Below are 20,337 nucleotides of genomic sequence, written 5' to 3'. Positions count from 1 at the left end.
GCCGACGCTCCTTCGCGCGGTATTTCCGGATTTCCCCAATGAAACGCCGCCGGGTCCGTCCCCCGCGTATTGCCGTCGGCTCAGCGTGTCGTTCCACGTGAGGTGCGTCATTTCCTCCCCGGAATTCCGGCGGTACGGTTTCCGTCCCCTCACCCCCGTGAATTCGGATGGATCAGCCGTGCCCGCAGACTTCTCGCTCTCCCCGCTCATAGCGGCGACCGCGCAGTGGCTGACGCGCGCCTACCCGCCGGGCGGCGGCGCGCTCGACCACGCCCGGGCCGAGGCACAGGCGCGGCAGGCCGTCACGGTCGCGGCCTGGCTGCGCTACCCGACCGCGATGGACGCCGCCCTGGTCGCCGTGGCGGGGCCCGGCGGTTCGGCCCGGCTCGACGGGGTCACCGGCGCGGACGCAACCGAAGCCGGTGCCGAGGAGCCGGACGCGTGGCGGACCTGGGTCGACGAGGTCGTCGCGAGCTGGGCGGCGTCCCTGCTCAGTACACCCGGGCTCGCCTCGGCCGCCATGGAGGCCCTCGCCGGGTCCCCGCACCTGGAGGGGGCGCCGGTGGAGTTCCGGCGGCTGGTCGACCCCGACGAGCACGACCGGCGGGCCGCCCCGCTGCTGCGCCACCCGGACCTGCTCGCCCCGATAGCGGAGCTGCACCGGGAACAGCTCCTCCACCGGCTCGGGAACCGGCTCGCGGGCTGAACGAGACAGAGCCGCCCCGACGCGTGATGCTGAAGCGGTGAACGGTTGGGAGAACAACACGTGGGCGACCCACGCGCCCACGCTCGGAGTGGAGGAGGAGTACTTCCTCGTCCACCCCATGACGCGCGCCGTGGAACCCGCCGGCGCCCGGGTGGTGGCACGGGCCTCCTCGATGGTCGGGGACCGCGTCTCCGGTGAGTTCACCGAGTACCAGATCGAGGGGAAGACGCCGCCGTGCCCCGGCGCGGAAGAGCTGCGCAAGGAACTGACGCGGGTGCGGGCGGCGGCCGTGGCGGCGGCCCGGGCGGAGGGCCTTGGCCTGTGCGCGTCCGGCACGCCGGTCCTGGGCGTTTCCCGCCGGGCGGACATCGGCGACCACCCGCGCTACCGCGCCGGGGCCGACCAGTACCGCGCCATGCTCGACGACTTCGCCGTCAGCGCCTTCCACGTCCATGTGCACCTGCCCGACCGGGAACTCGCCGTCCTGGTGGGCAACCACCTCCGGCCCTGGCTGCCGCTCCTGGTGGCGATGAGCGCGAACTCACCGTTCCACGAGGGCCTCGACACCGGCTACGCGAGCTGGCGGTCCGTGATCAGGAGCCGCTTCCCGTGCCTGGGGCCGCCGCCGTACGCCGAGTCGCTCGCCCACCACGAGCGGCTCGCCACCGCCATGGCCGAGGCGGAGGCGATGCTGGAACCCGGCATGCCGTTCTGGGACGTCCGGCCCAACCCGCGCCTGCCGACGCTGGAGGTCCGCTCCATGGACGTCCTGGCGGACATCGACGACACGGTGGCCCTGACGGTACTGATCAGGGCGCTCGTCGTCACGGCGGCGAACGAGGCCGTACGCGGCGACCCGGGCCCGCGCACCAGCGGCGAACTGCTGCGCGCCGCGTACTGGCGGGCCGCCCGGGACGGCTGGCCCGGCAGCGGCGTGGACGCCCTGAACGGACGCGTCCTGCCCGCGCCCGAGCAGGCGGAGCGGCTCGTGCGGCATGTGCGGCCGGTGCTGGAGGCGTACGGGGACATGGGGGAGGTGTCGGCGTTCCTGCGGCGGCTCGCGGCCCGGGGGACCGGCGCGGAACGGCAGCGCGCCTGGGCCCGGGGCGCGGCGGGCCCGGCCGGGGTGGTGGACGCCCTGGTGCGCGCCACCGACTGCGTCAGCGTGCCCTGAGCGTGGTCACCAGGACGTCCCGGTGGGCGGGCCTGCCGGCGTCGAGCGGGTGGATCGGCGACACGCCGTGCAGGGTGGCGCGGTCGTCGCCCAGGAGCAGCGTGCCCGGCTCGCTGAGCGTGCAGGTCAGCAGCTCACGGCCGTCGGGGTCGTACACCGTGCTCTCGCCGCCGGTGGCGTTCTCCCTGCCGATCAGCAGCGACGTCACCAGCGTGACGCCGTCGCGGTGCCTGCCCTCCGGGGTGGGCGCGCCCTGGCTGTCGGCCGAGGCGACCACCCGGAACGGGTGGACCTTCACGCTCCATTCGGCCGCGTCGTCCAGACAGGCCGCCACGTCGCCCAGCATCCGCAGCAGCGGCGTCAGGAGCGGATCGGCCACGAAGGCGTCGGTCAGGGGCTCGAAGTGCCGGTCCACGTCGACGTACAGCGGGTTGGACTGCTCGGGCTGTACGAAGGCGACGTGCGGCAGCGGCGTCAGTTCTCCGGTGCGGGTGAGGGAGAAGTGCCCGTAACGGCGCAGCCGGCGCGTTCCCCGCTCGGCCGCGTACTCGTCCGGGGCCAGGTCCTCCCAGTGGGTGGCGAAGCAGGCCCAGCCGTGCTCGTCGGTCCCGAGGCACTCCGAGACGGCCGCCGGTGACATCACGTACGCGCCCGCCGACACCAGTGCCTGGCGGGCCGCGGCGACCGGGGCGGTGTGCTCCGCGGTCCTCTCCTTGGCCACGTCGTCCATGCGTCCATGTTCGGGTGGCGAGCCGTCTTCCGCATCCGGCGTCCGGCCGCGGTCCGCGTCCGGCACCCGGCCGGCGCTCCGTCCGCACGTGGCCGTCCGGCGCCCGGCCGACAGTTATCCACAGGCCTGGGCAGGCGGGGCGGGACCGCGTACGGTTTCGAGGCATGAAGATCCTTGTCAGCGCCGACATGGAAGGCGCCACCGGTGTGACCTGGCCGGCCGACGTGCTGCCCGGAACCCCCCAGTGGGAGCGGTGCCGGTCCATGTTCACCTCCGATGTGAACGCGGCAGTGCTGGGCTTCTTCGACGGCGGCGCCGATGAGGTCCTCATCAATGAAGCGCACTGGAGCATGCGCAATCTGCTGCTCGAACAACTGGACGGGCGCGCCGAGATGCTCACCGGCCGGCACAAGTCCCTCTCCATGGTGGAAGGCGTCCAGCACGGCGACGTGGACGGCATCGCGTTCGTCGGGTACCACACGGGCGCGGGCAGCGAAGGGGTCCTCGCGCACACCTATCTCGCCAACTCCATCACCGGCGTCTGGCTCAACGGCGTGAGGGCGAGCGAGGGCATGCTCAACGCCCATGTCGTCGCCGAGTACGGCGTCCCCGTCATCCTCGTCACCGGCGACGACCTGACCTGCGAGGACGCCCTCGCGTACGCCCCGGAGGCCCGCAAGGTCGCCGTCAAGGACCACGTGTCGCGGTACGCGGCGGTGTGCCGCACCCCCACCCGGACGGCCGCCGACATCCGCGCCGCAGCCAAGGACGCGACCGCTCTCGCCGTACGGTACGAACCGGTGCGCGGCGGGCCGTTCACCGTGGAGCTGGAGTTCGACGCGGAGCACCTCGCGGCTGCCGCCACCGTCGTCCCGGGCGTGGCCATCAGCGGGGAACGGCGCGTCGCGTACACCAGCGAGACGATGTACGAGGCCATTCGCGCCTTCAAGGCGGTCACCACGATCGTCTCGGCCGCAGTGGAGGAGCAGTATGGCTGACGTGACGCCCTTCGACACGGATTCCCAGGCTCTCGACGAGGTGGTGACCTTCACCTCCGAGCTCATCCGGATCGACACCACCAACCGCGGCAACGGCGACTGCCGGGAGCGGCCCGCCGCCGAGTACGTCGCCGAGAAGCTCGCCGAGGCCGGGCTGGAGCCGGCCCTCCTGGAGCGCACCCCCGGCCGGAGCAACGTGGTGGCGAGGATCGAGGGCACCGACCCGTCCGCCGAAGCGCTCCTCGTCCACGGCCATCTGGACGTGGTGCCGGCCGACCCCGGTGACTGGGACGTGCACCCCTTCTCCGGTGAGGTCCGCGACGGGCTGGTCTGGGGCCGGGGCGCCGTCGACATGAAGAACATGGACGCCATGGTCCTGGCGGTCGTCCGGGAGTGGGCCCGCCACGGCATCCGGCCCCGGCGCGACATCGTCATCGCGTACACGGCAGACGAGGAGGCCAGCGCCGCCGACGGCGCCGCCTTCCTCGTACGCCGCCACCGGGAGCTCTTCGACGGCTGCACGGAGGGCATCGGCGAGTCCGGGGCCTACACCTTCCACGCCGGACCCGACCTGGAGATCTATCCGATCGGGGCGGGGGAGCGCGGCACCGCCTGGCTCAAGCTCACCGCGGAGGGCAGGGCGGGCCACGGCTCCAAGGTCAACCGGTCCAACGCGGTCAGCCGGCTCGCCGAGGCCGTCGCCCGCATCGGCAACCACCAGTGGCCGGTGCGCCTCACCCCGACGGTGCGTGCCGCCCTCACCGAACTCTGCGCGTTGTACGGCCTCCACCCCGACTTGGACGCCGACGACTTCGACGCCGACATCCTGCTGGCGAAGCTCGGCCACGCCGCCGCCCTGGTCGAGCCGACCATCCGCAACAGCTCCAACCCGACCATGCTGCACGCCGGTTACAAGGTCAATGTGATCCCGGGGAGCGCCACCGCCCACATCGACGGACGCGTGCTGCCCGGCGGGGACCTGGAGTTCGCCGAGACGATGGACATGCTCACCGGGCCGGACGTCGAGTGGGAGTTCCAGCACCAGGAGATCCCCCTCCAGGCGCCGGTCGACTCACCGACGTACGCCAAGCTGCGTGCGGCCCTGGAGCACTTCGAGCCGGACGCGCACGTGGTGCCGTTCTGCATGTCCGGCGGTACCGACGCCAAGCACTTCGCCCGGCTCGGCATCGTCGGCTACGGCTTCGCGCCACTGCGGCTGCCGGTCGGCTTCGACTACCAGGCGCTCTTCCACGGCGTCGACGAGCGCGTCCCGATCGCGGCGCTGCACTTCGGAGTCCGCGTCCTCGACCACTATCTCCAGACCGCATAGAGGGGGAGCATCCGGCATGGTACCCACGGGGGCTTACGGAACCTGGCCGTCACCGATCGACGCGCACCTCGCCGCCGCGCACGAGGGGCGCCCCGAGTACGTCGGCGTGGTGGGCGACGAGGTGTGGTGGACCGAGCCGAGGCCCGCCGAGGGCGGCAGACGCGCCCTGGTGCGCAGGCACCCGGACGGCACCGAGGCGCCGGTGCTGCCCGCCCCGTGGAACGTACGCAGCAGGGTCGTCGAGTACGGCGGGCAGCCGTGGGCCGGGGCGGTACGACAGGGGGCCGCCGGACCGCTCGTCGTCTTCAGTCACTTCCCCGACCAGCGGCTGTACGCGTACGAGCCGGACGGCGACGGCGACCCGCAGCCGCTCACCCCGGTGTCCGGCGTGGGCGGCGGACTGCGCTGGGTGGACCCCGTCATCCACCTGGACCAGGGCGAAGTGTGGTGCGTCCTGGAGGAGTTCACCGGCCCGGGACCCGGTGACGTACGGCGGGTCATCGCGGCCGTACCGCTCGACGGGTCGGCGGCCGAGGACCGGGGCGCCGTGCGGGAGCTGACCGACGGCCGGCACCGGTTCGTCACCGGGCCACGGCTCTCACCGGACGGCACACGGGCCGCGTGGCTCGCGTGGGACCACCCGCGGATGCCGTGGGACGGCACGGAGGTGATGACCGGCGACGTCACGGACGGCGGGCCGTTCACCGGCGTGCGGGCGGTCGCCGGGGGGACCGAGGAGTCGGTCTGCCAGGTCGACTGGGCACCGGACGGCTCGCTGCTGTTCGTCTCCGACGCCTGCGGCTGGTGGGAGCTGCGGCGGATGAGGCCGGGCGCGGGGGAGGCCGGGCTGTGCACGGGGCGGGCCGAGGAGTTCGGCGGGCCGCTGTGGAAGATCGGTCAGAAGTGGTTCCAGCCGCTGGGCGACGGGACGATCGCCGTCATCCACGGCAGGGGCGCCACCAGCCTCGGCATACTCGATCCCGAGACCGGTGAGGTGGTCGACGCCCCCGGGCCGTGGACGGAATGGGCCTCCACGCTCGCCGGGCACGGCACGCGCGTCATCGGTGTGGCGGCCAGCCCGCGCAGCGGCTACGAGGTCGTGGAACTGGACACGTGCACCGGCCGCACCCGGGTCATCGGCTCCGCCCACGCCGACTCCGTCGACCCGGCGTACTACCCGGAGCCGCAGATCCGCACGTTCACCGGCCCGGACAACCGCGAGATCCACGCCCACATCTACCCGCCGCACAACCCCGACCGGATCGCCCCCGACGATGAACTGCCGCCCTACGTGGTGTGGGCGCACGGCGGGCCCACCGGGCACGCCCCGCTCGTCCTCGACCTGGCGATCGCCTACTTCACCTCGCGCGGGATCGGTGTCGCGGAGGTCAACTACGGCGGCTCCACTGGGTACGGCCGTTCCTACCGCGACCGGCTGCGGGAGCAGTGGGGCGTCGTCGACGTCGAGGACTGCGCCGCCGTCGCGGAGGCGCTCGCCGCCGAGGGCACCGCCGACCCGGCCCGCCTCGCCATCCGGGGCGGCAGCGCGGGTGGCTGGACCGCCGCGGCGTCGCTGGCCGCCACCGACGTCTACGCCTGCGGCACGCTGCTCTATCCGGTGCTCGACCTGACCGGATGGGCGGACGAGACGCACGACTTCGAGTCGCGCTACCTGGAGTCCCTGATCGGGCCGCTCGCGGACGTCCCCGGCCGCTACCGGGAGCGCGCGCCCATCTCCCAGGTGGAGCGCATCGCCTCGCCGTTCCTGCTGCTCCAGGGGCTCGACGACGTGATCTGCCCGCCCGCCCAGAGCGAGCGGTTCCTGGCGGCGATGGCCGGGCGCGGCATCCCGCACGCGTACATCGCCTTCGAGGGGGAGGGGCACGGATTCCGGCGGGCCGACAGCGTGGTGCGCGCCCTGGAGGCGGAACTCTCCCTGTACGTACAGGTCTTCGGGATCACCCGCTCCGACGTCCCGCTGCTGGAGCTGAAGAAGTGACGGCCACGCCGCTGGAACGGCCCTCGCGACTGCGGCCGGGGGACCGGGTCGCCATCGTGTCCCCCAGCGGCCCGGTGCCCGAGGACCGCCTCCGGGCGGGCGTGGACATCCTGCGCGGCTGGGGACTCGATGCCGTGGTGATGCCGCACGCCCTGGACGTGCACCCGGAGTTGCCGTACCTCGCGGGCGACGACGAGGACCGCGCCCGCGACCTGACGGCGGCGTGGTGCGACCCGTCCGTCTCCGCGGTGCTCTGCGCGCGGGGCGGTTATGGCGCGCACCGCATGGCCGATCTGCTCGACTGGACGGCGATGCGGGCGGCGGGGCCCAAGGTGTTCGTCGGCTACAGCGATGTGACGGCGCTGCACGAGGCGTTCGCCGTACGGATGGGGCTGGCCACGCTGCACGGTCCGATGGCGGGGGTGCTCACGTTCCTCAAGGACGCGGCCACCCAGGAGTCGCTGCGGGCCACGCTGTTCGACCCCGAGACGGTGCGCACCCTGGGGCTGGACAGCGCCCGGCCCATGGTGCCCGGCCGGGCGCGGGGCGTCACCCTGGGCGGCTGCCTGGCCCTGCTCGCCGCCGACCTCGCCACGCCGCACGGCCGCCCGTCCGCGCGCGGCGGCCTGCTCCTGCTGGAGGACACCGGCGAGGAGGCGTACCGACTGGACCGCATCCTCACCCAGCTCCTTCGCGCCGACTGGCTGGACGGTGTCTCGGGCATCGCGCTCGGCTCGTGGGAGGAGTGCGGTCCCTACCCCGAGGTCCGGGCCACTCTCCTGGACCGGTTGGCGCCCCTCGGCGTACCGGTGGTCGAGCAACTGGGCTTCGGCCACGGCCCGACCAACCTGACGGTGCCCCTCGGCGTCCCCGCCACCCTGGACGCGGACGCCGGCACGCTCACCCTGGACGAGCCCGCACTGCGCTGACGGCGCGCCCCGCCTGTTGGTTGAATGCGCGTCAAGAAACCCCCGCACAACCGTTGACGTGGATCTGACACGTGTCACACCATGAGCGCGGCCCGGTACTTACCGGTCGGTATGTGCCACCTCACCGTGGAGGTCCCCGTGTCGTCGCGCGCCCTGCCCCGGCTTCGGAAGTCCCTCGTTCTCGCGGCCGGTGCCGCGCTCGTCGCGCCGCTCGCCACGGCAGCGCCGCTCGCCGTGGCCGTGCCGACGTCGGCGGCGGCGGAGGCGGAGGCGGTGGAGGCGGCGGCGACCAGGGCGGAGGGTCCGTTCACCGTCACGCCACTGACGTTCACGGTCGAGGCGGGGGGACGCACCTGCGCCGTGGACGCCGACCTGTACCGGCCCACCGGGGTCGACTCCGGGCACCCGGCGCCCGCCGTGCTGGCCACGAACGGGTTCGGCGGGAGCAAGTCCGACGGATCAACCGCCGCCATCGGCAAGGCGTTCGCCGAACGCGGCTATGTCACCCTCGTCTACTCGGGGCTCGGGTTCGGCAAGTCGGGCTGCCTGATCTCCCTCGACGACCCGCGCATCGACGGCACGGCGGCGTCCCGGCTGCTGGACTTCCTCGGCGGCGAGCGGGCCGCCGACGACGGCACCAAGGCCGACTTCGTCACCACCGACGGCCACGGCGACCCGCGCGTGGGCATGATCGGCGGCTCGTACGGCGGGGCCGTCCAGCTCGCCACGGCCGCCGTCGACCACCGCGTCGACGCCCTCATACCCATGATCACCTGGCACGACCTGGCGTACTCGCTGGACCCCAACAACGCCTCGCGCGACGTGCCCGGCGCGTTCAAATGGCAGTGGGCCAACGGCTTCTACCTGATCGGGGAGGGGCAGCCGCTGCTCGTGCCGAGCCTCGACCCCACCCGGATCAACCGCCTGGACTGTCTGCACTTCGTCACCCGCGCCTGCGAAACCGTCCGGCTGCTCAACTCCGGCCGCTACCCGGCCGCGAAGACGCGGGAGATGCTCGACTTCGCCCGCAGCGTGTCCCCGGTCTCGTACCTCGGCAAGGTCAAGGCGCCGACGCTCCTCATCCAGGGGCAGGCCGACAGCCTGTTCAACCTCAACGAGGCACAGGCCAGTTACGAGCAGCTCAAGGCGCGGGGCACCGAGACCAAGATGATCTGGCAGTCATGGGGCCACAGCGGCGGGCTCACCGACCCCGCGAGCGGCGAACTCGACCTCGGCCGGGGCAACCTGGAGACGAGCTACGTCGGCCGGCGCGTCCTCGCCTGGTTCGACCGCCACCTGCACAAGAGGACGGGCACGGACACCGGTCCCGCCTTCGCCTACTACCGCGACTGGCAGACCGGCTACGGCACCGCCGGCGCCGTGCCGCCGCTGTCGCGCACGCTGTACCTGTCCGGCGACGGCAAGCTCGTCGACAACCGCGCCAAGGTGGCGCGCGGCGCGCGCCACTACCGCAATCTGCCGCTCCCGACCAGCCACTCCGAGTCCTCGCTCGCCGGGCTGATCGGCCTCGCCGACCCCCAGCCCTACGACACGCCCGGCACCTTCCTCGGCTGGACCAGCGAGCCCTTGAAGGCCCCCCTCGACGTGGTCGGCGCCCCCAGGGCCGCCCTCCGCGTCAGCTCCCCGGCGGCCGAGCGGGTGCAGCACTCCGGGGACGCCGCCGACAAGCTGGTGCTCTTCGCCAAGGTGTACGACGTGGCGCCCGACGGCACGCAGACGCTGGTCAACCGGCTCGTCGCGCCCGTGCGCGTACCGGACGTCACCCGGCCGTTCACCGTGGAACTGCCCGGCATCGTGCACCGGTACGAGGCGGGCCACCGCCTCCGGTTCGTGATCGCCGCGAGCGACACCGCGTACCTCGGCAACCGCGGCATCAAGCCGGTGACCATCACCAGTTCCCCCGGGGACACGGGTGCGCTCCGGCTGCCCGTCATCGGCGTACCGGCCTCAGGGGGCGCCCACGGCCGGTGACCGGTGGGCCTCGCGCAGCGTCGTGTACACCGACCACACCACCGACACCAGCGGCACCGAGACCACCGCTCCGACCACGCCCGCCGCGATGGCGCCCCCGACCACCGAGACCGCCACCACCAGCGGGTGGAGCCGGACCGCCCAGCTCATGACCAGCGGATGGAGCAGATGCCCCTCGATCTGACCGATGATCACGATCAGCGCGATCACGATGGCCGCCGTGAGCGGTCCCTTCGCCGCCAGGGCGACCACCGCCGCCACCGCCAGGGCGACCGGTGAGCCGATCAGGGGCACGAACGCGGCGAAGAACTCCAGGAGCGCCAGCGGTACGGCCAGCGGCACTCCGAGGAAGTACAGCGCCAGGCCGACCAGGATCGCGTTGGTCGCGGCCACGAGCACGATCCCGCGCGTGTAGCCGGTGAACGTGCGCCAGGCCGCCAGCCCCGCGACAGCCCACCGCGACCGCGACCCTTCCGGCAGTTGCGCGCAGAACCACGCCCACTGCCGGTCGCCCGAGTGGATGAAGAACACCGAGGCGAACAGGCCGAGGGCGACGGCGGTGAGCACGTGCACCGCTTCGGTCGCGCCGCTGACCGCTTTGCTGAGCAGCGCCGAGCGGTGGCTGGAGAGGAACTGGGCGACCCGGGAGTGCAGGTCGGACAGCACGTCCGGGTTGAGCCGGAACGGCGGGTCCTCCAGCCACTCCTCGATGCGGTCCACGCCATCCCGGAACTCCCGGACCAGCGTCGTCGTCTCGCCCGCCACGGCCTCCCCGACCAGTACCAGCGCCCCCAGCACCAGCGCGATCCCGCCGATCAGCGTGACGGCGACGGCGAGCCCCCGGGGCAGGCCGCGGGCCACGACGTCGGCGACCGGCCGCAGCATCGCCGTGATGACCAGCCCCAGGAAGAGGGCCACCCCGATCTCGTGGAACCGGCCCAGCACGGCGAACACGGCGTACACCACCGCGCCGACGACCAGCAGCCGCCAGGCGTGCGCCGCGGCCCGGCGGAGGAACGGGGACACCTGGGGCTCCATGCCCAGCGAGGTACCACCGGGAGGCGGCCGCGCCACGCGCCCGGGCGAACGTTCGCCCGGGCGGGGGCCGGACCGGAGCCGGCCGGTGGCACGTCCGAGAACGGACCTCGCCGGCCGAAGGGCCGCCGACCGGATGGCCGTCGGATGGGCGCCGGATGGCCGCCGGAGGGCCGTTGGGGGCCGGCTGGAGCGCGGCTAGAGCGCCGCGTAACCCGGGCGGATCAGCTCGTCGATGATCCGGCGGCGCTCCGGCAGCGGCAGGAACGCGGCCTCGACGGCGGCGACCGTGAACTCCTCGAAGACCTCCGGGCCGTAACCGAAGGCGTCCGCCATGTGCTGGAACTCCTGGCTCATGGTGGTGCCCGACACCAGGCGGTTGTCGGTGTTCAGCGTGATGCGGAAGCCCAGGCGGCGGAGCTGGTCGATCGGGTGCGTCGCGTAGTCCTTCGCGGCGCCCGTCTGGAGGTTGGAGGTCGGGCAGACCTCCAGTGCGATGCGGTTGTCGCGGACGTACGCGGCCAGGTGGCCGAGCGTGGCCGTGCCGTCCTCGTGCACCTGGATGTCGTCGGTGATCCGCACACCGTGGCCGATCCGCTCGGCGCCGCAGACCTGCACCGCCTCGTGGATCGACTCGGCGCCGACGGCCTCGCCCGCGTGGATGGTGAAGTGGCAGTTGTGCCGCTTCAGGTGCTGGAAGGCCGGCAGGTGCCGGGAGGGCGGGTTGCCGATCTCGCCGCCCGCGATGTCGAACCCGGCCACGCCCCGCTCACGGTGGGCGACGGTCAGCTCGGCTATCTCCAGCGACCGGTCCGTGTGACGCATGCCGGTCAGCAGCGTGCCGACGGTGATCCGCCCGCCGGTGCGGCGCTCACCCTCGCGGAAGCCGTCGTTCACGGCCTCCACGACCTCGTCCAGGGTCAGGCCACCCGCCAGGTGCTGCTCGGGGGCGTACCGGATCTCCGCGTAGACGACACCGTCCGCCGCCAGGTCCTCGGCGCACTCGGCCGCGATGCGGAACAGCGCCTCGCGGGTCTGCATCACCGCACAGGTGTGGGCGAACGTCTCCAGGTAGCGCTCCAGTGAGCCGGAGTCGGCGGCGTCGCGGAACCAGACCGCGAGCTCGGCCGGGTCCTCGGTCGGCAGGCCGGTGTAACCGCACTCGCGGGCCAGCTCGATGATCGTGGCGGGGCGCAGGCCACCGTCCAGGTGGTCATGGAGGACCGCCTTGGGGGCGCGGCGGATCCAGTCGGCGATGGCGGGAGCGTCGGCGGGGACGTTGTCAGACAAGTGCATGGGGCGCGAGTGTACGGCACGCCCCGCCCCGGCGCCGTGACGCAGCCGACAGGGGCCGGTGGCAGGGGTCGATCGGCAGGGGGCGGGGACCCGGGTGCGGCGGCGGAGGGGGCGGGGACCCGGGGTGCGGCGGCGGAGGGGGCAGGGGCGGCGGTGGCAGTGGGCGGCGACCCGGGGGTAGGGGGCAGGCCCCCGACAGGGGCCAGCGACAGGAACCGGTGACCGGGGAGCGGCGGCAGGGTCAGTTCGACTGGAGGACCGGAAGGGCCGCCGCGCCCGTTGGCAGCATGTGCTTCGCGGCCAGGACGGGGACGTCGCCGGTGCGGACGACCTGGGTGATCAGTACGGCCGGGGTGTCGGCCGGCCGGCCGAGCTGCTCCCCGCGGCGCTGCCCGACCAGCGTGGCCGTCACGCTGCTGTGGGCGCTCAGCGGCACACCCCGTGACGACGAGACGAGCACGGCGAGCATCGACGTGCGGGCGGCGTCCGGCTGTCCGGCGACGGCCTCCAGGGTCCGTGCGAAGCCCGGGTGGGCCGCCTCCAGGACGTCCTCGGCGGCCGCCCACTCCTGGCTGAGCGCCGCCGCCGTACCGTCCGCGGCCAGCAGGGACTCCCAGAACCGCAGCCGGGCCCGGGCGGCCGCGAGCAGGTGCTGGGCGGTGAAGTCGGTCGGCTCCTCGACCGCCCGCAACAGGGCCCGTACGCGCACGGGGGCGCCCGCGCCGATCAGCTCCTCCAGCGGCTGGATGTGCTCGAAGCCGCGCCGGGGCGGCCGGTCGGCGACGGTCCGGCCGACTCCACGGCGCACCGACAGCAGCCCGTCCTCCTGGAGCAGCAGCAGCGCCTCGCGCAGGGCCGGGCGGCTGACGCCCAGCTCGGCGGCGAGCTTGGGCTCGGAGGGGAGGGTCGAGCCGGGCGGGTAGGTGCCGGCGTGGATGGCGTCCACGATCCGCTCGTACAGCACCACCACCGGTCTCCGCTGCTCAGCGCTGCTGACCACCACTGCCCCTCCTCGGCTCACTTGTCAGCAAGTTATGCCGCGGCGGCCGGGCTCGGCAATGGTGTTCGGTCTCGATTCAGCCGCACTGAGCTGCGGCAATTCGAAAAGTTGGCGGCAGGGTATTGACGTTTACGCGCGTAGATCTCAATCTGGCTCAGCAGCACTTGTCTGACAAGGCAAGCGGCGTGCCGTTTCACCGATCCCGACATGACATCCAAGGCAAAGGGGCCGACATGTCCATCTCGCTCGGCCGGACGCGTTCCGGAGCCGAATCAGACCTCGCGGGCCGTGGCCCCATGCTGCTGGCGATGGTCATGGCCGTGCTCGGCTACCAGATCAACGCGACCATGCTCAGCCCCGCGCTGCCCGACGTCATCGAGCGCCTCGGCACCACCACGGCCGCCGCCGGCCTGTCGCAGACCCTGTTCTTCCTGATGGCCGCCATCGGCCAGGTCACGCTCGCCCGCCTCAGCGACCAGCGCGGCCGCAAGCCGATGATGATCGTCTGCGCGTTCGTCCTGATCATCGGCAACCTGCTGTGCGTCTTCGCGCCGAACATCGAGATCTTCATCGCCGGCCGCGTCCTCCAGGGCATCTCCGCCGCGATGTTCACCCTCGCCTTCCTCACCCTGAACCAGCTCCTCACCCCGGCCGGCTTCGGCAAGGCCGCGGGCATCATCACCGCCGTCAACGGCGGCCTCGCCGGTGTGGACGCCATCGCCGGCGGTCAGATCGCCGACACCATCGGCTTCCGCGGCATCTTCGTCTGCTCGACCCTGATCGCCGTCGCCGGCCTGATCGGCGTACGCCGGTACGTCCCCGACGTCCCGCCCACCACCGACGCCGACGCCCGCTTCGACTCCCGGGGCATCGCCGCCCTCGCCCTCGGCCTCACCGGCATCCTCGTCGGCCTCGCCCAGGGCGGCGCCTGGGGCTGGACCTCCGCGCTCACCCTGGGCTTCCTGCTCGGCGGCGTCGCCTCCCTCGTCTTCTTCGTCGTCTCGCAGAAGAGCGCCCCCAACCCGGTCATCGACCTCGATGTCCTGGCCTCCCGCCGCGCCTGGCCGCTGCTGCTCACCACCGTGTGCACCCTGGGCGGCGCGTTCGGCGCCATCGCGCTGACGATCCCCCTCTTCTCCCAGGACGCCCGGGTCGGCCTCGGCCTCAGCGCGGTGACCGCGGCGATCCTCTTCCTCACCCCCATCCAGCTCATCGGCGTGATCTCCGCCCCGCTGACCGGCCGCCTCGGCCCGAAGATCGGCTGGCGCACGGTCGTGGTCACCGGTGCCGTCGCCAACTTCGCGATATTCATCTTCGCCACGCTGTTCCTGCACAGCGAGTGGATCCTGGTCGCCGCGCTCGCCGCGCTCGGCGTCACGTACGGCGGTTTCATGCTCACCGGGCTCAACGGTCTTGCCGTCACCACCGCCCCCAAAGACAAGCCCGGCTCCCTCTCCGGTCTCAACGGGGCCTGCTTCGGCATCGGCGCCTCGCTCGGCATCGCCCTCGCCTCCGCCATGATCAGCGCGGGCAGCGACGCCCAGGGCGTCACCGAGGCCGGCTACCAGCACGCCATGTACACCGCGCTGGCCCTGCTCGGCATCGGCGTCGTCACCGCGCTGCTCATCCAGCGCCCGGACCCGGCCGACACCGCCGACACCGACGAGCCGCAGCTCGTCGTCACCCACCACTGATCACCCGTACGGCCCGCTCCACCGCCCCCGCGCGGCCAGGATCCGCACATCCTGGTTGCCGGGGGCGGCGGCGTTTTTCCACCCGGGAGGCGACAGTGCGGCGTGCGGTCACGGTGGCGGCGGGGCTGGCCCTCGTCCTGACGGCGACGGGCCCGGCGAGCGCGGCGAGCGCGGCGGCGACCGCCGCGAATGCCGTCCCGCCGCTGCCCGACTTCACCGGCAAGGGGCTCATGACCGTCTTCACCACGATGGACTACCGCACCAAGGTCGAGGTGCGTGACGCCAGCGGCTACGACCGTACGGTGCTGTGGCCGACGAACTGGAAGGTCTGCTCCCAGCACCCAGCCCCCGGTACGGACCTCGGGGGCCGCACCCTCTCCGTCGAGGTGATGAAGAAGGGCGAGAAGTGCCCACCCCGGAAGGCGGCGCCCCGCCCGAAGCGCCCCCGCTGACGCCCCCGTTACCCTGACCGGATGTCCGCGAACGGCCCCCACGCCCGCTACCTCGCCGAAGGCCCGCGCGTCGGCATCCGGCACTTCGCCCACGAGGACGCCGAGGAGTTCACCGCACGGGTCCGCGAGAGCAGGGACCTGCACCGTCCGTGGCTCTTCCCGCCGGACACCCCCGAGGCGTACGCCGATTACGCGCGCGCCCGCATCGAGAGCGCGGCCGCCGAACCGCTCCTGGTCTGCGAGCGGGAGGCGGGCGGCGCCATCGCCGGGTTCATCAACATCAACAACATCGTCCGGGGCGGCTTCCTCAGCGGCACCCTTGGCTACGGCGCCTTCGCCCACGCGGCCGGCCGGGGCCTGATGAGCGAGGGGCTGGGCCTGGTCCTCGGTTACGCCTTCGGGCCGCTCGGCCTGCACCGGCTGGAGGCCAACGTCCAGCCACTGAACGAGGCGTCGATCGCGCTCGTGCGCCGCGCAGGGTTCCGACTGGAGGGCTTCTCCCCGGCGTTCATCTTCATCGACGGCGCCTGGCGCGACCACGAACGCTGGGCGATCACGGCCGACCAGCCCCTTGCCGCCGCGCCCCGGCGGGGGTGAGACGCCCTGGCCCGGGGGGCGTCCACCGTGTTCCATGGTCGTCATGACGACGAACGCCGGGACGACCGTGCGCCGTGCCGTACTGACCCTGCCGGCCGCCGCGTTGGGACCGGAGAACCCGCTTCCCGCACTCCGCCTCCTCGACCGGCCCCGCACCGTCGACGACGCCACCCGGCGGGCCATGCCCCGCGACATGGCCCGCCAGACCGGCCACGCGCCGCTGCGCACGCCGCTGCCCACCCGAGTCCTCGACGGGTACGGGCGCGACCGCACCGACACCGCGTTCGACGCCATCGTGATCGAGAATGACCGGCTGCGCGTCACCGTGCTGCCCGGGCTCGGCGGCCGCGTCCACTCGCTCCACCACAAGCCCACCGGCCGTGAACTCCTCCACCGCAACCCGGTGTTCCAGCCCGCCGCCTTCGCCCTCAACGGCGCCTGGTTCTCCGGCGGCATCGAGTGGAACATCGGCGCCACCGGCCACACCACCCTCACCTGCGCCCCGCTGCACGCCGCCGTCGTCCCGGCGCCCGACGGCGGCGACATGGTGCGGCTGTGGGAGTGGGAGCGGCTGCGCGACCTGCCCTTCCAGGTCGACCTGTGGCTGCCGGCCGGCTCGGACTTCCTCTACGCGGGCGTACGCCTCCGCAACCCGCACGAGCGGGCCGCGCCCGTCTACTGGTGGACCAACATCGCCGTCCCCGAGGACCGTCGGGTCCTGGCACCCGCCGACGAGGCCTGGCACCACGGCCACGCCCACGCCCTGCGCCGCGTCCCGGTGCCGTACCAGGACGGCGAGGACCGTACGTACCCGCTCAACAGCGCCCACTCGGGCGACTGGTTCTACGAGGTGCCGGACGGTTCCCGGAAGTGGATCGCCGCGCTCGACGCGGACGGCGAGGGGTTCGTGCACACCTCCACCGACCTGCTGCGCGGGCGCAAGCTGTTCGTGTGGGGGCACGCCAGGGGCGGGCGGCGCTGGCAGGAGTGGCTCACCGGGCCAGGGACGCCCGGAGCGCCCGGTTACGCCGAGATCCAGGCCGGGCTCGCCCGCACCCAGCTCGAACACCTACGGCTGGACGCCGACGGGGAGCTGAGCTGGCTGGAGGCGTACGGGCCGCTGGCCGCCGACCCGCGCGCCGTGCACGGCGCTGACTGGGGCGCGGCACGCGAGGAGGTCGCGAAGCGGCTGGAGGAACAACTGCCCCGGGCGGACGTCGAGGCCGCGTACCGGGCCTGGCGCCGGTGCGCCGACACCGAGCCCGGCACGCTCTTGGCCACCGGGTCGGGGTGGGGCGCGCTGGAGGTGCTGCGCGGGCACTTCACGCTGCCCGGCACGCCCTTCGCCGAGTCGGCCATCGGCGAACAGCAGGAGCCGTGGCGGGAGTTGCTGCGCACGGGCACGCTGCCCGCGCCGCCGCCGGGGGCGCCGCCGGGTCCGTCACTGGTCGCGCCGCACTGGCGGGACATGCTGGAGACGGCGCCGGCGGACTGGCACACCGAGTACCACTTGGGCGTCGCCCAGTGGCACGCGGGCGACCGCGCGCAGGCCGCCCGCAGTTGGGAGCGCGGCCTGGGCGGCGCCGGGGCGGCCCGGTGGCCGCTGCTGCGCTGCCTGGCCGTCGCCGACCGCGAGGGCGGCCACCCCGAACGGGCCGCCGACCGGTACGCGGAGGCGTTCGACGGCCTGTGCGCCTCCTTGGGTACGGATGACACCCCCGTCCTGGTCGCGCTCTCCCGCGAGGCGCTCGACGCGCTGCTGGCGGCGGGCCGCCCCGGTGCCGCCCGGGCCGTGCTGGACAGGCTGCCCCCGGGGACGCGGCAGCGGGGAGCGTTCCGGTTGGCCGAGGTGCGGGTGCTGCTCGCCGAGGGCGACCGGGCGGGTGCGCGGGCGGTGTTCGACGCGGGTTTCGACGTGCCGGACCTGCGGGAGGGTGCCGAGACGCTGGGCGAGCTGTGGTCGGCGGCGACGGACGAGCCGCTCCCGGCGCGCTACGACTTCCGGACCGGGCCCAGGAGGACGGACGGGTCGTGAGGGGGCGCGGGAGGACGGACGGGTCGTGAGGGGACGGGCCCGATGGCGCACAGGCGTCGGCCGGCGGGCGGCCCCGCCGCTCGCCGGCCATGACACCTGAGTCAGTGCTTGAGAGTGTCCTTGCCTTTCTCCACCGTCTGCTTGGCGTCGCCCTTCATCTGCTCGAGCCGTCCCTTCGCCTCGAGACTCTCGTTGCCGACCGCCCTTCCGGTGGCCTCCTTGGCCTTGCCCTTGGCGGTCCGCGCCACATTCTTGGCCTTCTTGCCCGTGGCCATGTGTGTCACCTCCTGGGCGATCGCCCGCACCGGCGGGGCGCCGTGCGGAACACGCCCCTACAACGCGCAGTTACCCGCCGGGTGGCGGACCAAGCACGCGGATCCCCATATTGGAGATTTATACTACTCATGGTCCTCCGGGGGCGGGAGCAGGGTTCCCAGCGGCCCGAGGTCCAGGTTGAGCTCCTCCATGGCGAGGCCGTACCGCGCGCAGAGTCCGGTCATCCGGTCGTGCAGGACCATCAAGGTCGCTCCCAGGCGTTCTTCCTCCTCCTCCGTGAGGTCCCCGGCGTCCACCCGGTGCAGCGCCTGCCGCTCCATGAGCTGCCGCAGGAGCTCGACGAGCGTCAGCACCAGTTTCATCAGGTCGCGCTCGACGCTGTCCGGATCGGTGTTGATCCGGCGGGCCGGCCGCGGAGGCGAGGCCGTGCGCCCGGGCCGGGGCAGCTCACCCGGGGCGGCCGGGAGCAGCCGGAACGCGCGGGCGGCCGCGTCGGCGACCTCCCGGTAGCGGGCCGGGTCAGGATCGGGCGGCATGGGGATCAGGAGGGGCGGCGGTCACGGCGCGGTCCCAGGGAGGGGGGTTCTCGGCGCTGATGGACACGATCAGCGCACGCAGCGAGATCCGTACGAGGTCGATGTCGGCGATCGACAGGACGACGTCGCCCGTGATGACCACGCCACCGGTCAGCAGCCGGTCCAGCAGGTCGATCAGGGCGACCTGGCGCTGCGGCAGGCCGGCGGGGCCGGCCGTGGCGGGCCGGGCGTCCATGGTCATCCAGGGGTCGCCTCCTCCTGGGCCGGTTCCGTCGCGGCGTCGGCGGCGAAGGAGTACGGCGCCCACGGTCCGGTGACCTCGGCCCGTACGGGCTCCCCGCTCCCGGCCGCCTCCCGGACCGCCGCCAGGAACGCGTCCGACAGCCGGGCGGGGACCAGGTAGGCGTCGTTGCTGATGTTCTCCCCCGTACCGCGCACCAGCGGACCCTGCTGGACTCGGTGGCGCACGTGCTCGACGGCATGGGCCCGCGCCGCCTCGTGGATGCGCCCCACGGCCTCCGCCGCCGCCCGGTGGGCGTCGTCCCTGGCGGTGCGCTCCTGTCGGCGGCCGCGCAGATAGGCCCGCCCGGGGCTCAGCTCCGGCGCCTCCGCGGCCCCCGCGCCGCCCGCCTCCGGGCCGGCGCCCCCGGAGGCCCCGCGCACCGCGCCGCCGGGTGCGCCCGCCGCCATGGATGGCTCCGCGTAGACCTTCACGCCCCACTCGACGTGACCGGCCAGCTTCGACAGCCGGGCCAGGAACGCGCCCCGGCCCGCCCGGAGCAGCGCCCGGACGCGCTCGTCGTCGCGGTAGATGGTGGCCAGCCGCAGCGGGAGCACGGTGGCGCGGCCCGCCACTGCGTCGACGACCCCGTGGTGGGCGCGGGCGACGGCCTCCAGCCAGGCCAGGTCCTCCAAGTGGGCCGCCAGCGGCCGCTCCTCGAAGTCCGCGGCGGGTACCGCGCTCACCACCGCCGCGAGCTCCCCGTCCGCCACCACACGCACGGGCGCACCGGCGACGCCCGTAAGGCCCTCCACCGCGTCCCGTACCGCGGGCGTCGCCTCGGTGACGGCGTACAGATAGCTGACGCTCCCGCTCATCGGCCTTCCTCCACGGGCCGCTGCCGGCCGGTTGCCGCACGGGACGGCCTGCGCCCGCGTCCTTCCGCCGCCTCGTCGGCGGTGGGCTCGGCCCGGCCGAGCGCACGCTCGCCGCGCAACGCCTCGATCTCCTCGCGCAGCCGCCGGTTCTCCTCCGCGAGTCCACGGCGGTCGGCCCGGGACGACAGCGACGGATCGTGCTCCCACCAGTCGATGCCCATCTCCTTCGCCTTGTCCACCGAGGCCACCAGCAGCCGGAGCTTGATGGTCAGGAGCTCGATGTCGAGGAGGTTGATCTGGATGTCACCCGCGATGACGATCCCTTTGTCGAGCACGCGTTCCAGGATGTCCGCCAGGTTCGCCGACGAGCCCTGCCCGTACGGGGGCGCGGCCCGGGACGGGAACGAACCCAGGCTGTTGGAGAGAGGTTCTGTCACGGCCGGTCGACCTCGATTCGGCG

General features: G+C 73.4%; 20 protein-coding genes. 11 read left to right on the top strand and 9 right to left on the bottom strand.

From position 1 onward, the window contains the following. Window positions 1-178 precede the first annotated feature (178 nt). Window positions 179-706: a hypothetical protein gene (locus tag ACZ46W_RS03480; RefSeq protein ID WP_468330604.1), complete on the top strand. Its 528-nt coding sequence runs from the start codon at window positions 179-181 to the stop codon at window positions 704-706. 37 nt (window positions 707-743) lie between these two features. Then, on the top strand, window positions 744-1,880 hold the full coding sequence (locus ACZ46W_RS03475) for a carboxylate-amine ligase (RefSeq protein WP_468330601.1): 1,137 nt from the start codon (window positions 744-746) through the stop codon (window positions 1,878-1,880). On the opposite strand, the gene ACZ46W_RS03470 is transcribed toward ACZ46W_RS03475, so the two are convergent. After that, window positions 1,867-2,610 (bottom strand): 2OG-Fe dioxygenase family protein, encoded by a 744-nt coding sequence (locus tag ACZ46W_RS03470; RefSeq protein WP_468330598.1) that lies wholly within the window; start codon window positions 2,608-2,610, stop codon window positions 1,867-1,869. The two genes, ACZ46W_RS03475 and ACZ46W_RS03470, sit on opposite strands and share 14 nt — an antisense overlap. Window positions 2,611-2,774: 164 nt before the next feature. On the opposite strand from ACZ46W_RS03470, the gene ACZ46W_RS03465 reads away from it, so the two are divergent. The 5 genes from ACZ46W_RS03465 (at window position 2,775) to ACZ46W_RS03445 (ending at window position 9,858) form a co-directional block, all read left to right on the top strand. Next, window positions 2,775-3,608, top strand: a complete 834-nt coding sequence (locus ACZ46W_RS03465; protein WP_468330595.1) for a M55 family metallopeptidase — start codon at window positions 2,775-2,777, stop codon at window positions 3,606-3,608. Continuing rightward, window positions 3,601-4,938, top strand: a complete 1,338-nt coding sequence (locus ACZ46W_RS03460; protein WP_468330592.1) for a M20/M25/M40 family metallo-hydrolase — start codon at window positions 3,601-3,603, stop codon at window positions 4,936-4,938. Before ACZ46W_RS03465 ends, ACZ46W_RS03460 begins: the two co-directional genes overlap by 8 nt. A gap of 16 nt (window positions 4,939-4,954) precedes the next feature. Further along, window positions 4,955-6,937 (top strand): prolyl oligopeptidase family serine peptidase, encoded by a 1,983-nt coding sequence (locus ACZ46W_RS03455; RefSeq protein WP_468330589.1) that lies wholly within the window; start codon window positions 4,955-4,957, stop codon window positions 6,935-6,937. Next, window positions 6,934-7,866: a S66 peptidase family protein gene (locus tag ACZ46W_RS03450; protein ID WP_468330586.1), complete on the top strand. Its 933-nt coding sequence runs from the start codon at window positions 6,934-6,936 to the stop codon at window positions 7,864-7,866. The genes ACZ46W_RS03455 and ACZ46W_RS03450 overlap by 4 nt, the downstream gene beginning before the upstream one ends. A gap of 111 nt (window positions 7,867-7,977) precedes the next feature. After that, on the top strand, window positions 7,978-9,858 hold the full coding sequence (locus tag ACZ46W_RS03445) for a CocE/NonD family hydrolase (RefSeq protein WP_468332425.1): 1,881 nt from the start codon (window positions 7,978-7,980) through the stop codon (window positions 9,856-9,858). Here ACZ46W_RS03445 and ACZ46W_RS03440 read toward each other — a convergent pair. From ACZ46W_RS03440 to ACZ46W_RS03430, 3 genes are all read right to left on the bottom strand, one after another. After that, a complete protein-coding gene (locus ACZ46W_RS03440; RefSeq protein ID WP_468330583.1) occupies window positions 9,835-10,896 on the bottom strand; it encodes an AI-2E family transporter in 1,062 nt (353 codons plus the stop codon). The genes ACZ46W_RS03445 and ACZ46W_RS03440 overlap by 24 nt on opposite strands. A gap of 195 nt (window positions 10,897-11,091) precedes the next feature. After that, window positions 11,092-12,189 carry an adenosine deaminase gene (locus ACZ46W_RS03435; protein ID WP_468330580.1) on the bottom strand — a complete coding sequence of 366 codons (1,098 nt, stop codon included), beginning with the start codon at window positions 12,187-12,189 and terminating at the stop codon, window positions 11,092-11,094. 241 nt (window positions 12,190-12,430) lie between these two features. Beyond that, complete coding sequence (locus ACZ46W_RS03430; RefSeq protein WP_468330577.1) at window positions 12,431-13,189, bottom strand: GntR family transcriptional regulator; 759 nt, start codon at window positions 13,187-13,189, stop codon at window positions 12,431-12,433. A 233-nt stretch (window positions 13,190-13,422) separates the two neighbouring features. On the opposite strand from ACZ46W_RS03430, the gene ACZ46W_RS03425 reads away from it, so the two are divergent. The 4 genes from ACZ46W_RS03425 to ACZ46W_RS03410 all read left to right on the top strand — a co-directional run bounded on the left by ACZ46W_RS03425 (window position 13,423) and on the right by ACZ46W_RS03410 (window position 17,967). Continuing rightward, window positions 13,423-14,883: an MFS transporter gene (locus ACZ46W_RS03425; protein WP_468330574.1), complete on the top strand. Its 1,461-nt coding sequence runs from the start codon at window positions 13,423-13,425 to the stop codon at window positions 14,881-14,883. 95 nt (window positions 14,884-14,978) lie between these two features. Further along, window positions 14,979-15,335, top strand: coding sequence for a hypothetical protein (locus ACZ46W_RS03420; protein WP_468330571.1), 357 nt, complete (start codon window positions 14,979-14,981; stop codon window positions 15,333-15,335). A gap of 21 nt (window positions 15,336-15,356) precedes the next feature. Further along, window positions 15,357-15,932, top strand: coding sequence for a GNAT family N-acetyltransferase (locus ACZ46W_RS03415; protein WP_468330568.1), 576 nt, complete (start codon window positions 15,357-15,359; stop codon window positions 15,930-15,932). A gap of 43 nt (window positions 15,933-15,975) precedes the next feature. Further along, window positions 15,976-17,967, top strand: a complete 1,992-nt coding sequence (locus tag ACZ46W_RS03410; protein ID WP_468330565.1) for a DUF5107 domain-containing protein — start codon at window positions 15,976-15,978, stop codon at window positions 17,965-17,967. Window positions 17,968-18,068: 101 nt separating this feature from the next. On the opposite strand, the gene ACZ46W_RS03405 is transcribed toward ACZ46W_RS03410, so the two are convergent. From ACZ46W_RS03405 to ACZ46W_RS03385, 5 genes are all read right to left on the bottom strand, one after another. Then, entirely contained in the window at window positions 18,069-18,242 is a 174-nt protein-coding gene (locus ACZ46W_RS03405; RefSeq protein WP_126885377.1) for a CsbD family protein, read from the bottom strand. Between the two features lie 123 nt (window positions 18,243-18,365). Beyond that, entirely contained in the window at window positions 18,366-18,779 is a 414-nt protein-coding gene (locus tag ACZ46W_RS03400; protein ID WP_468330561.1) for a gas vesicle protein K, read from the bottom strand. Then, window positions 18,763-19,020: a gas vesicle protein gene (locus ACZ46W_RS03395; RefSeq protein WP_468330558.1), complete on the bottom strand. Its 258-nt coding sequence runs from the start codon at window positions 19,018-19,020 to the stop codon at window positions 18,763-18,765. Before ACZ46W_RS03395 ends, ACZ46W_RS03400 begins: the two co-directional genes overlap by 17 nt. Continuing rightward, a complete protein-coding gene (locus ACZ46W_RS03390) occupies window positions 19,017-19,877 on the bottom strand; it encodes a GvpL/GvpF family gas vesicle protein (RefSeq protein ID WP_468330555.1) in 861 nt (286 codons plus the stop codon). The genes ACZ46W_RS03395 and ACZ46W_RS03390 overlap by 4 nt, the downstream gene beginning before the upstream one ends. Beyond that, window positions 19,874-20,314 (bottom strand): gas vesicle protein, encoded by a 441-nt coding sequence (locus ACZ46W_RS03385; RefSeq protein WP_468330552.1) that lies wholly within the window; start codon window positions 20,312-20,314, stop codon window positions 19,874-19,876. The genes ACZ46W_RS03390 and ACZ46W_RS03385 overlap by 4 nt, the downstream gene beginning before the upstream one ends. Window positions 20,315-20,337: the final 23 nt, after the last annotated feature.

Source organism: Streptomyces sp. NPDC031064 (assembly GCF_055570965.1).
This window is presented reverse-complemented; position numbering and strand designations above follow the sequence as displayed.